This is a genomic window from Phaeodactylibacter sp. (assembly GCF_040219495.1).
Lineage (GTDB): Bacteria > Bacteroidota > Bacteroidia > Chitinophagales > Saprospiraceae > Phaeodactylibacter.
In genome coordinates this window covers 37,807-50,295 of sequence record NZ_JAVJSK010000092.1, presented here as the reverse complement: position 1 = coordinate 50,295, position 12,489 = coordinate 37,807, and the positions used below count along the sequence as shown (strand labels likewise).

Below are 12,489 nucleotides of genomic sequence, written 5' to 3'. Positions count from 1 at the left end.
CAGACGTGTGCTCTTCCGATCTCACGGATTGCGAGAAGGGGCATAAGAGCGGGGCAGGCTTCTACGGCGGCACTGGGTTGACAGGATCAGTGGCATCAGGCAGATCAGCGGCATCAGTGTACTATTGTCGTGTGTGGCGTGAGGGAACACGGATTGGACGGATTACGCGGATTTTCACGGATTGCGAGCGGGGGCATAAGAGCGGGGCAGGCTTCTACCGCGGCACTAGGTTGCAAGATCAGTGGCATCAGTCAGATCAGTGCCATCAGTGTACTTTTGTGGACCCCTTTCTCAAAATCACCCCAGGTTTCCTATTTTTACGAGGTACCAGCATTTACGCTTATGCCCAATGCCATAACTTACCGTGCTGCCTCTAGCGATAATGACTTGCAAGCCATTATGCAACTGCAAAAGGTCAACCTTTCGGCAAAAATTACGGTAGAAGAGCTGAAGGAGCAGGGCTTCGTCACTGTAGACCACGACATGGAGACGCTGGGGGATATGAACACGCCCTATGGGCACAGCACAGCTTGGGATGAAAACACTCTGGCAGGTTACGCCCTGGTGATGGAGACTCGTTTTCGGGAGCGGATCCCGATCTTATTCCCCATGTTTGAACTGCTCGACGGGATTATTTGCGAGGGTAAACCCCTGAAGGAGTGGGCTTACTTTGTGATGGGGCAGGTGTGTGTGGCCAAGCCCTACCGGGGCAGTGGCGTTTTTGCCGGATTGTACCGGGATATGCAGGAGCGCCTGTCCGGGGATTTTGATTTTATCGTTACTGAAATCTCTACTCGTAACCCCCGGTCGATACGGGCGCATGAGAAGGTGGGGTTCCAAAACATACACGAGTATACCGACCCGTGGGGGGAGCATTGGGTAGTAGTTGCTCTTCAGTTAAGGTAACTGGTCTAGCAGTTCAGCAGCACTCTTTTGCTTGTAAGCACCTCCCTGCCGGAGTTCCTCCAGTAGTGGTTTGGCCAAGGCTGTTTTTTCCTGCTGGAGGTAGGTGAGCGCCAGGTACCATTGACCAGCCGGAGCATAAGCGGTTGCTGAACGGGCGGTCTGCGCCAAGGCCTGCTCAGCCAGATCCATTTGTCCGGCTTGAAGAGCAGCGGTGCCGGTATAAAGGTTCAACAACTCCATCTGCAGGCTCCCTTGTGGCAGCGCACCAAAGAGCGTAAGCGCTTCCTCGTAACGCCCGGCATTATAGGCTGCCATGGCCTCTGTGAGCGCATCGGCCTCACTGCCCATCGTCGTAACCCGGTCGGGGTAAGGTTCAAAATAGGATGTGACCAGCGCAGGAGCCGACTGCTGCGGGCTGCTAATCATCCAATAACCGGCTACCAGCAACACGAGCACAGCTGCTGCGGCTGCCGCCCATCTTCCCATCGGGATCACCCTGCCTGACTTTTGCCTGCGGTGCGCATTGAAGACCTCAGCAACCTGCCCCCGCGTACGCTCTGCCACATAGGCCGAAGTCAATTGGTGCGCCAAACGGTGTTTTTTGACCGCCTCCTGTAGCCTCACATCCTCTTCCAGGTCGGCTTCAAAGGACCGACGCTCCTCTTCTGTCTGTTCCTCAGCCAGGTAGGCTTCAATATCTTCAAAAGTGTACTGATTCTTCATCGCAGGTTTTTTAACAGATCAACTAAAATGGGGTTGTCATCCATTTGGGCATGCAGCGCCTTGAGGCATTTGTTCTTGCGGTTCATCGCGGCCTGCGCGCTGCTGTAGCCCGCCCGGAGGGCGATCTCCTCCATATTGTATCCAGAGGCCCACAGGAACAAAACATCAGGGCACTTTTCGCCCAGGTTTTCAAATACCTCAAGCAGGGTCTGCCGCTTATCCGCAGCAATCATAGGGGTCTCAGGGGTGGACAAATCCACGGTTTCAGAGCTGCGCCCTACTTCCTGATCCCGGTCCCGGTCCCTGCCCACCTTACGGATACGCTTAAACCAAACGCCCTTGGCAATCGCAAACAGGTAAGTACCTAATGCGCTTTCGCCTTTATATTGGCTTCGCCTGATATTTAGCACCAAAGCCGTAAGCGCTTCCTGGAAGACATCGTCCGCATCAGCATCGTTGCCGCCATGCTGAAGGACAAAATGCAGGACTTTTGGATACTCCTTATCTATAAGGTATTCAAGAGCGCGGGCTTCTGAACGCCCGCCGGCACTAATGCTTTTCACCAGTGCCTCATCCGTAATGATGTTCTTTCTAAACATAAGTACCCGTTGATCGATAAAATCTAACCGCTGATCTATACTTTCTACAAAGCTAAAGAAGAAAATGACAACCTGCAGGTCGTTTTTCGGGTGGCTTATAACCCCTTACCTGATATAGTATTATCCTTAAAGATGTCTTTTCTCAAAAAAAATAAAAATCACAAATAACTGTATATCAGCTATTTAAAATCAAAATCTAAAAAAAGATAAAAAAATTCCTACCCGGCGGTTAGGTTTCGCAGCCGGTGCTGTACTAAGGGGCGACAACAGCGATTTATAATCCCGTGAATTTTTTCACACTCATTTAAACAAAAAATTCTTTACCCATGAAAAGCCCAATTTTTGATCGTTTGACTTTTGTCCCCCTTTTACTTCTGGCATTGATTGCCGCCTTTTCGTTCAGCAGCTGTGAGAAGGAAGTCATTGAACCTATAACTGAAATTGACGCCCCTGATATAGTTGTTCAACCGGCGACCCCTTCTGACTTTATAGCTAAGACTAAAGTCACCACAGCAGAATTCCGAACTTTACTCTTTGACATGCAAGACGAAGGCTACATCCCTGTATGGGTAGACGGCTTCACACATACCGCAGGTAACTCGGTAGACCAGTATCAGAAAACGCTTTATAACATCGTCTTCGAGAAAAACGTAGACAATTTAGAGTGGGAGATGCATGTAGGCTTAGGCGAAAGCCAGCTTAACAGTAAGATGGAACTGCTACTGCAAGGATACAAGGTTCAACAGCTGGAAAGCTACATAGATGGCTCTAGCATTAAGTATGCCGTCATTTTTGTAGAAGGCTCTGCCTCAGATCAGTACTTCATTATTGACAAGAAGAACAGCGCCTACCAGCAAACTCTAAATCAGAAAAAAGACGAAGGCTACCGGTTGGTTTCCCGCTCGGTCGTACACCTCAACGATGAGCGGCACATCACTGCTCTCATGGACAAAAAAGAGGTGGGACTTACTATTCCATTCTCCAACCTTGATGTCTACACCGTACAAACGCACATGGAGAATGCAAAGAATGACGGCCGATTGGCGGCATACATGGACATTTCCCAGGTCAATACGACCTCCAATATCCGCTTCAACCCTATCTTCAATGAGGACACTCATTCTGACTGGTACGCTTTTGACCATCTTGATGAGCAGCAGCTTGGGGTTGCCCTTGGAGAAGCCAGAGCAAATGGCTACGACGTCACCTTTCTGTGCGGCTACGATGAGAAAGGCCTGATCAACGGCAATGAAGTTAACTTTGTCAAGTACGCCGCAGGCTTTAAGAAGTAAAACGGTTTTTTCACCCGGGAGCAATCAAACTCAAATTGCTCCCGGTTTTTCAACTGCTTCAATTCATGAAAAACACAATCCTATTACCCTTGCTGCTGATTTTGCAGCTTTCTGCTTTTGCACAAGTCAGCCCGGACGATTCCCTCGCACTGGTTAGCCTTTACGAGGAGACCGGTGGCACTAACTGGATCAATGACGACAACTGGCTCACCGCTCCGGTCAGTCAATGGAACGGTATCACGGTGACCGACAACCGCATTCAGGCCATCCGGCTTCCGGATAATAACCTTACCGGCGCAGTTCCCAACGCCGTAAGCACTCTGATCGCACTGGAAGTCATCGACCTGAGTGGCAATGCCCTTACCAGCCTTTCCAACCTGTCTGCCATGCCGCTGCTGAAAGAACTGCAGGTGCAGGACAACGAGCTGGAAAATCTCCCAAATATCCCAACCAATATCTTCGACAGTGTCCGGTGCGAAAACAACAGGCTGGAGTTTGACGACTTGCTGCCTTTAGCCGGCTTATCCACCACCACATTTACCTACGCTCCCCAGGCTACCTTTGGCAAATCGGGTTTTGTCTATGCGTTTGACGGGGATAATGTAAGCTTCACAGTCAATGCGCCTGGTACCGGCCTCAGCTACAGCTGGTTCTTTGAAGCCACACTGCTTACTTTGCCCAGCCCGGTTCCTGACCTAAATCTAGTTGGTGTTTCCGGCATTGATGAAGGAGCCTACGTAGCCCAGGTTACTCACCCTCTGCTACCTGCACTGACCTTAGAAAGTGCGCCACAAACCCTGTTGCTATACGATCTTGATAGCCTGGGCGGTGCCTTCGTCCCCAATCAGATGATCATTGAATTCACCGATGATGCTTCCGACTTTGAGCGGGATACCCTCAGGGCCTACTTCCAGGCCGAACTACTCGACAGCTGCCTCTGCGGCGTCATAGAGCTATGGGAATTACCCGATACCAGCTATTTGCCGGAAGGCGATATTGTAGTGGGCCTTGAAGAAACCAAGGAAGCTGCGAAGACGAAGTCTAAAGTAGAAGAGCTCAACAACAATTACGTGCTCCCACTGCAAGACCAGCAACAAACCCATCCGGCAACCCCAACGCCGCCCTCAGGCCCGGGAAGGAGGAGAGGCCGGAACTGGTCTCCCAAAGTAGCCGTCATAGATGTGGGCATTGACAATACCCATCCTGACCTTGCGGGCATGCTGGCTCAAAATGAAGCTGAAATGCAGAATGGCATGGATGACGACGGCAACTGCCTGGTTGATGATTTCGAGGGCTACGACTTCGCAGAAGAAGACAATCAGCCACTAGACCCGGTCAACGGGCACGGTACGCACATTGCGGGTATCATTACGGACGGTGACCCACCCGGCACACTTGAGTTACTGAGCATAAAAAGCCATCAGGACGATGGGCTCGGGCTGTTATTCGAAGCCCTCTGCGGTATTTACTATGCCCGCGATCAGGAAGCGCAGGTGGTCAATCTAAGCTGGGGGTACCAGGGGCTGCCTTCTCCTGTACTGGAAAATGCCATTCGCAGAGCTGGTGAGAACTGCAAAACGCTATTCGTGGCATCAGCAGGCAATGATACCACGAACAATGACATTATCCCTCACTACCCCTCGGGCTTTGATCTGGACAATCTGATTTCGGTGTCGGCATTAGATATTTCGGAATCCGCTCTTGCTGATTTCTCCAACTACGGCATCCACACCGTTGATATTGCTGCGCCTGGCACGCGGATTTTCAGTACAGTACCGGGCGGTGGTTATGATTTCCGTGATGGCACCTCCATGGCCGCAGCAGCCGTCTCCAGGGCAGCAGCATTACTCTGGAAAACGAAGCCTGAAGCGACCCACCTGGATATCAAAGCCGCACTCCTGAACAGTGCCACCCAACTTCCGGAACTCGATAGCCTGGCATCGGGTGGAAAGCTCAACTTGTCGGCTGCCATTGATATGCTGGAGGGCATGCCGGTTGACAGCAGTTGTGCTGAGGTAAGCTCCACAGCTTTCGCTATGCCGGTACAGCATGGGCTGAGCATGGAAGCTGCGCCACAGCCCTTTGGCCAGCACCTGAATATAAGACTGGACAGTGACCGTTCGCAAATGGTTTGGCTTGAGGTGCGCTCGGTGTTAGGCCAGCTCGTCTGGCAACAACAGTTTGACGTATACCCTGGCGAACAAACCGTTGAGCTCCATACCCCCAATTGGGCATCGGGATGGTACGTACTATCGGTAAAATCCGAACAACATAATTTTGGTATGCAAATTTTGAAGCAGTAATTCCTGCCGGTGGGCCTCCTAATGACGGCCCACCGGCCTTTTAAAACCCGGAAAAAACCTCACCTGTAGCGCTATTAAGCGCCGGATATCCTACCTTTATTGGGCAAATACGCCCAACATGATGAGAAAACTATGGTTTTGGGGCGCGCTCCTGACCACACTTGCTTTTTCCGTCACCGGAAATGCCTTGCCTTTCCATTCCTACACGACCACTTCTTTCAGAGCTAACCTACAGCAGAAGGCCCCTTGTGCTATCGCCGATAGCCTTGCCTACGATCAGGCTATGGCACGCTATGATTCGCTGGATGCGGAACAGGCAATCGACTTCCTTAAAGATTTTTTTGCGCAGCGCAAGTCAAAGGCTTGTACAGAGACTGCCTTTCTAGGCGACCTTTGGCACAAGTATGGCGTGTTTCTGTACCTCAACGACCAATACCGTCAGGCAGAGCTGGCCTACGAGCGGGCTTTAGCAATCCGGATCGCTGTACTGGGCGCTCACCACCCTGATGTTGCCCGTTCTTACCACAACCTTGGGGTCGCCCTGAAGGAAAAAGGGGATTTCATCAATGCCCTCCCCCCGTTAAAGGAAGCGGTGGCGCTCCGGCAAAAGCTGGAAGCCCCGGAAGGCGTGGCGGACAGCTACTTTGAGCAAGCTGCGGTGTACAACGCCATGGGGGAGTACAATATCGCTTTAGAGTACCTCCATGCCGCACTACCTGTTTTTCGGAAACATTATGGCGAACTCAGCTACGAAGTTGGCCAAACCTATAATGAAATGGGCATTGCCCTTTGGAACCTGGGAGAATACCACCCTGGACTCGAAAAGATACAGCGTGCCCAGGCTATTTTTGTAGCTCTTTACGGAACTACAGATACCGATGTCGCGCTCACTCATGTCAATCTGGGGAACATATACGACGACCTGAGCGAAGGAGCACAAGCTTTGCTACAGTACAATCAGGCCATATCAATTTACCAGCAACACAAAGGTTACGATTTATCCCTGGGACTCGTTTATAACAACCTCGGTGTCGTCCTGCGAAAACTGGATCGGTACGAAGAATCCCGGAAGGCATTGGAGCAGTCCCTCAAAGCCAAAAACAGGGCTTTGGCTGCAGGGCCTCACCCCAATAAAGCGGCAACACTCGACAACATCGGCGACTTGTACCTAGATATGGGGCTCCTCGATAAAGCCCTGCAACAGTATCAGCGCGCTATTTTCCACCGGGTGCCGGGATTTACAGACACCCTGGGTTACAGCAATCCCACGATAACCAATGCCGGCATCAGAGGAAGCTGGCAGAAGCTGCTCATTGTGATGGCTTCCAAAGCCAAAACGCTAAAAGCTGTTTATGAAGCGACCAGAGACCAGGCTTATCTTGAGCAGGCACTGTCCGCTTATTACACCTGCGAACAGGTCGTAGCTCAGCTACAGCAACAGTATGAAACCCGTAAGTCGAAGCTATTCCTGCAGGAAAACGCCCTGCCGGTCTATGAAGAGGCCCTGGAAACTTGCTTTTTGCTCCATCAAATCACAAGGAAGGACGCTTACGTTGAAGATGCCTTTTTCTTTATTGAGCAAAGCCGGGCTACGCTGCTGGCTGCTACCCTACGGGATGCCCAGGCCAAAAACACAGCTGGTATCCCTGCCGAGATCCTGGCTCAGGAGCAGGGCCTGAAAGCCAATATCGGATACCTGGAGTCAAAACTGGCACTTTCGGCTGACACTACACGCCGTGCGCCCTTGCAAAGGGCATTAGCCGATTTGCGCCATCAGCTGCAGCTATTCACTACAAACCTGGAGGAACAATACCCCACCTACTATTTTGAAAAGTATCAGCGGACCAAGGCCTCAACCGGTGATCTCGTCCGGTTAATGAATGCGGCCAATGCCGGTTGGGTTTCCTACTTTGCCGGAGAAAAACGGTCCTACGCACTATTTTGGAATGGGGCAGACTGGCAATTATCGGCCCTTCCTGCGCGGGCAGAGTGGGAACCATTAATTTTTGAACTGACCCGGGCACTCAGCCAGCAACAACACAACCTTCCGCTGGAAACTTTCCAATCTATTGCCTACCCGCTTTATACCGCGCTTTGGGCACCCCTTGGCAAAACCCTGCCAGAGCGGGTCTTTGTGAGCCCGGCCGGCGCTATCCACCATCTGCCCATCAGCATTTTGCCGAGTTCAAAAGATGGAGGGCATTGGAAGGAACTGCCTTACCTCCTCCACAAGCACCAAATCACCTATGCCTATTCAGCTGCGGTCCTACTGCAACAGGAAAACCGGCCCATCCCAGCCAGTAACCACGCTTTTCTGGGCGTAGCTCCCCTTTTTGCTAAAAATTCAGGGCTTGCGGCACTGTCCTACAATCAGCACGAAGTCAACACTATAGAACAATCCTGGAAAGGCAGGGTCCTCATCGGGCCGCAAGCAACCAAGCAGGCGTTTACGGAGCTCGCGGGCAACTACCAGATCCTACACCTCTCCACCCATGCCAGTGCGGCAGAGGGTGGCTGGATTGCCTTCAGCAATACCCTGCCAGACCAACCAGACAGCAAGCTGTACCTTTCGGAACTCTACCCGCTAAACCTAGCTGCCGAAATGGCTGTGCTGAGCGCCTGTGAGACCGCTACCGGGGAACTGGCAAGGGGAGAAGGGGTGATGAGCCTCGCCAGGGGGTTATCGTACGCCGGATGCCCCAGTACCGTTGCCACTTTATGGCCGGTACTTCAAGGCAGTAGCTCCGGAATTATTCTTGAATTTTACGATTTGCTCAGAGCAGGCCAAACGAAGGACGCCGCCTTGCAGGAAGCCCAGCTTTCCTACCTGATGAGTGAAGAGACCGACCTCATTGGGGCGCACCCCGCATTATGGGGCGGGCTGGTGCACCTGGGTACGCCAAGACCTGTTCCGCAGCCGGGGCAAAAGGGTTACCTGTGGTGGGCATCTGGTGCAATCGCTGTTGGCATTTTGCTTTGGTTATTTGGCCGCCGGGCTCTCCTTAGCCGGGCGCAACAGGAAGAATAAGCCAACCAGCATAAAAGGAATGCTCAGCAGCTGTCCGGTGCTCAGCCCCGCGTTCACGGCCGACTCAAACCCGCCCTGACTCGTCTTGAAGTACTCCAGCCCAAAGCGGATGACGCCCAAAACCAGCAGCAGGAACAGCCCGAACATGCGCCCCAGGCGGTTCTTCGCATCGGTTTTCCAATACACCCAGTAGAGCAGGAAGAAGGTGAGCAGGTAACTGATGGACTCGTACAGCTGCACCGGATGTCGTACCGGCACTTCGCTGAGCTCTACACAAAACTTGCCGCTGGCCATTTCAGCCACTTCCACACAGCCCTGACCGGCACGCTCTATGCAGGCCGAGCATTTTTCCCAAAGGTTGGTCTCATTACGGGGAAATTTAAAGCCCCAGGCTACATCGGTGGGCTTGCCTACAATCTCGGAGTTCATCAGGTTGCCCAGGCGAATGAAGCAACCGGCAAGGGCAGTGGGGACCACCACCTTGTCCAGCACCCAAAGTACCGGGCGCTTTGACTCGAATTTGGAAAAAATCCAAAGTGCGATGATAATACCGATAGCTCCTCCGTGGCTGGCCAGACCGCCTTTCCAAACCATCGGAATTTCTGTAAGGTGCTGTGCGTAGTAGTCCCAGTCGTAGAAAAATACGTGCCCCAAACGCGCGCCCACTACTGCACCTACCACCATATAGATGAAGATGCGGTCGAGCCACTCTTCGGGTGCATTTTCTGCTTTGAACATCGCCTTGACGATGTACAACCCCGCCAAAAAGCCGGCCGCAAACAGCAGTCCGTACCAGCGCAGCGTAAGTGGGCCGAGGTTAATGATTTCAGGAGAAGCCGTCCAGGTGACGTAGGCTAAAAGGTCTTGCATAAGGTATTGACTTGCCGGTGAAACTCAATATTAGGCATGTTTTACCGAATTTTGGGGCTGAGGGGTTAATTTTTTGATAATTTGGAACCTCTCCGGAGCTGAAGGGTTCCCAAAATGAATACTAAAAACACCTTTTTATATGCCTACCGTCGATAAAGAACGCCCCATACTCGTCACCGGAGCCTCCGGCTACATCGCCTCCTGGATTGTCCGGTTTTTGCTGGAGGAAGGGCACGAGGTACATGCCACGGTAAGAGATAAGACCAGGCCGGAGAAAGTAGCCCATCTTACGGAAATCGCCAGCCGCGAATCCGGCACGCTCCGGCTTTTTGAGGCAGACTTGCTTAAGCCAGGTTCCTTTGCAGAAGCGATGGAGGGTTGCGCACTGGTGCTGCACACCGCTTCGCCTTTCCAGCTTGACGCCAAAGACCCACAACGCAGCTTGATTGACCCGGCCCTGGAAGGCACCCGCAATGTGCTGAAATCCGCAAAGTCTACCCCAAGTGTACAGCGGGTGGTACTGACCTCAAGCGTGGCGGCCATCTATGGAGACGCCATAGAATTGAAGGATGCCCCGGGCCAGGTTTTTACTGAGGAGCAGTGGAATGAAAGCAGTTCCCTTAAACATCAGCCCTATTCCTACTCCAAAACCGTAGCCGAACGGGAGGCCTGGAAAATCGCCGGCACTCAATCACAGTGGGACCTGGTGACCATCAATCCGAGCTTTGTAATGGGGCCAGCGCTCAGTCAACGTACCGACGGCACAAGCACGAGCTTCATGCAGTCAATGGCCAACGGTCAATTCAAAGCTGGTGCACCGGATTTATACTTTGGTGTAGTGGATGTAAGAGAAGTAGCGCGCGCCCACCTGCTGGCTGGTTTGTTGCCTGAAGCAGAAGGGCGGCATATCGTCTCGGCTTCCGAACACCCTGTGCTGGAGATGGGAGAAATGCTACGCGAGGCCTTCGGCGACCGGTATCCTTTCCCCAAAAAATTACTGCCCAACTTCCTACTGTACCTGTTTGGGCCGTTCCAGGGTTTTTCCTGGAAGTTCCTGGGCCGCAACCTGGGCTATCCGCTACGCTTCAACAACCGGAAAAGCAGGGCTAAGCTCGGGCTCCAATACCGCCCGGTTTCAGAAACCCTGCAAGAGCACCTGCAACAACTGGAAAAGGACGGGCTCCTAAAAAGCTAAGCCCGTCTTTTCATACGATAATAGCTATGGACGAAGAGAATAGAAAGGATACCTAGGTACAGCCATATAGCGCCAGGGTTCAGGTTATTTTGGTGCCCAAAACCTGCTTGTAGTATCCCCCAGTAAATGTAGGCCAGAAGCGCATGGGTAGCCAATATGGTGGCAGAGACGAAAAGCCGGGCCTGCCCAGTCAAAGCTTCCCGGTTATGATCCGTAATCTGGATCGGGAAATTATAATTTTGAGGTTCACGGCCGATCAGCCAGACCAGTACCGAAACCGCTATGGCAATAATAGGCAATAAAAAAATCATGGCTTTAGGACCGTAATCATCAGCCTGACCGCTGGCATTGAAATGAACCGGTATTTGATCGGGCAGCACGCCATAGTAGAACAGCCCCGTAGCCAGCATTGAGGCAATGCAGGACAAGCTGAGTAAATCAAGGATGAAAATGAGTTGCCGGTTCATACGCTCCAGGGCCTGATGGATGGTTTCGGAAGCAATTGAATGTAAAAGTTCAGCAAGTCCAGGGCTTTCAGGCGTGAAATACACCGCATTATTTCACACTAGCTCCCCTCTAAAGCTACGCTTTTCCACTGGGAATCAAGTACCGCGATGGCATAATCCGTACCCACCTTGCGGCTTTCCTTATCGATGTAGCGCGCAAAATAGGGCAGTGCCTGTTGGGGCAGGATCAGGTAGTGCGGGGTTTCCTGCCGCGGAGCGTATACCTCCAGGTAGCCAGGATTGAGGGCTTGCAGCCAGGACAAACTGACCTCACAGTAGCGCGCGATTTCATCCAGCTCTACACTGTGGTGAATGCGGAAGACCCGGAAGTGGTCCGCGTGGTACTTGTGCTTTTTGGGTTGGAGGCCGTGCTGATCAAAATACTTGCCTACGTAAATGGTTGCGATAAGGCGGGGCAGGTAGCGGCGGGTTTGACGGGGCAGCCGGTGCTCAATATCCCAGAAGGAAGAGCAACCCGTTTCGCGCAGGGCGCGCCTGACTCTGCCGGGGCCACAATTGTAAGCCGCCAATACCAGCGCCCAATCATCAAACTGCCGGTACAGCTGGGTCAGGTAGCGCATAGCCGTTTCGGTAGACTGATAAGGGCTGCGGCGTTCATCGACCTGCCCGTTGATGTGCAAGCCAAGCCCTTTTGCTGTAGCGGGCATAAACTGCCAAAGCCCCACCGCACCAGCCGCGGATTCAACTGCAGGGCGGAGTCGGGACTCCAATAGCGGAATGTACTTGAGCTCTTCAGGCAAGTGATTCACCTTGAGGTAGTGCTCAATGATCGGAAAGTACTGTGGCGTACGGCCCAACATGGCTTCGGCTTCCCGCCGGCCGGTGCGCAGATAGCTGGATAGCTCTTCCTGTACCTGTTCATTATAGTGCACTTCAAAGGGCCAATCGTCCTGCACACATTGCAAGCGGTAAGGGATATCATGCGTGACCACTTGCTGCCAGTCGCTGACTTCTGCTTTACTTACCGGAATGCCAAAAAGGCAGCCGGCCAATAACGCGGTACCGAATAATGTTGGGGCTTTCATACACTGCGGTTTAGTTTTCGG

At 52.5% G+C, this 12,489-nt stretch carries 10 protein-coding genes; 5 read left to right on the top strand and 5 right to left on the bottom strand.

Features of this window, described 5'->3' with window-relative positions; genetic code table 11:
- The first annotated feature begins 342 nt into the window (after positions 1-342).
- On the top strand, positions 343-906 hold the full coding sequence (locus RIC19_RS14260; protein WP_350179004.1) for a GNAT family N-acetyltransferase: 564 nt from the start codon (positions 343-345) through the stop codon (positions 904-906).
- On the opposite strand, the gene RIC19_RS14255 is transcribed toward RIC19_RS14260, so the two are convergent.
- Together RIC19_RS14255 and RIC19_RS14250 are read right to left on the bottom strand one after the other, a co-directional pair.
- Positions 898-1,629: a tetratricopeptide repeat protein gene (locus tag RIC19_RS14255; RefSeq protein ID WP_350179003.1), complete on the bottom strand. Its 732-nt coding sequence runs from the start codon at positions 1,627-1,629 to the stop codon at positions 898-900. The two genes, RIC19_RS14260 and RIC19_RS14255, sit on opposite strands and share 9 nt — an antisense overlap.
- Positions 1,626-2,228, bottom strand: a complete 603-nt coding sequence (locus tag RIC19_RS14250; RefSeq protein WP_350179002.1) for an RNA polymerase sigma factor — start codon at positions 2,226-2,228, stop codon at positions 1,626-1,628. The genes RIC19_RS14255 and RIC19_RS14250 overlap by 4 nt, the downstream gene beginning before the upstream one ends.
- Before the next feature lie 326 nt (positions 2,229-2,554).
- Here RIC19_RS14250 and RIC19_RS14245 point away from each other — a divergent pair, with 326 nt between their 5' ends.
- From RIC19_RS14245 to RIC19_RS14235, 3 genes are all read left to right on the top strand, one after another.
- A complete protein-coding gene (locus RIC19_RS14245) occupies positions 2,555-3,520 on the top strand; it encodes a hypothetical protein (protein ID WP_350179001.1) in 966 nt (321 codons plus the stop codon).
- Between the two features lie 65 nt (positions 3,521-3,585).
- Positions 3,586-5,823, top strand: a complete 2,238-nt coding sequence (locus RIC19_RS14240; protein WP_350179000.1) for a S8 family serine peptidase — start codon at positions 3,586-3,588, stop codon at positions 5,821-5,823.
- A 118-nt stretch (positions 5,824-5,941) separates the two neighbouring features.
- Positions 5,942-8,851, top strand: a complete 2,910-nt coding sequence (locus RIC19_RS14235; RefSeq protein WP_350178999.1) for a CHAT domain-containing protein — start codon at positions 5,942-5,944, stop codon at positions 8,849-8,851.
- Here RIC19_RS14235 and lgt read toward each other — a convergent pair.
- The gene (gene lgt, locus RIC19_RS14230) at positions 8,804-9,721 is read right to left on the bottom strand and encodes a prolipoprotein diacylglyceryl transferase (RefSeq protein WP_350178998.1); all 918 of its coding nucleotides are present in this window, start codon (positions 9,719-9,721) and stop codon (positions 8,804-8,806) included. The two genes, RIC19_RS14235 and lgt, sit on opposite strands and share 48 nt — an antisense overlap.
- A 139-nt stretch (positions 9,722-9,860) precedes the next feature.
- Here lgt and RIC19_RS14225 point away from each other — a divergent pair, with 139 nt between their 5' ends.
- Complete coding sequence (locus tag RIC19_RS14225) at positions 9,861-10,916, top strand: SDR family oxidoreductase (protein WP_350178997.1); 1,056 nt, start codon at positions 9,861-9,863, stop codon at positions 10,914-10,916.
- On the opposite strand, the gene RIC19_RS14220 is transcribed toward RIC19_RS14225, so the two are convergent.
- Together RIC19_RS14220 and RIC19_RS14215 are read right to left on the bottom strand one after the other, a co-directional pair.
- Entirely contained in the window at positions 10,913-11,383 is a 471-nt protein-coding gene (locus tag RIC19_RS14220) for a DUF1648 domain-containing protein (protein ID WP_350178996.1), read from the bottom strand. The two genes, RIC19_RS14225 and RIC19_RS14220, sit on opposite strands and share 4 nt — an antisense overlap.
- A 98-nt stretch (positions 11,384-11,481) precedes the next feature.
- On the bottom strand, positions 11,482-12,468 hold the full coding sequence (locus tag RIC19_RS14215) for a lytic transglycosylase domain-containing protein (RefSeq protein ID WP_350178995.1): 987 nt from the start codon (positions 12,466-12,468) through the stop codon (positions 11,482-11,484).
- Positions 12,469-12,489: the final 21 nt, after the last annotated feature.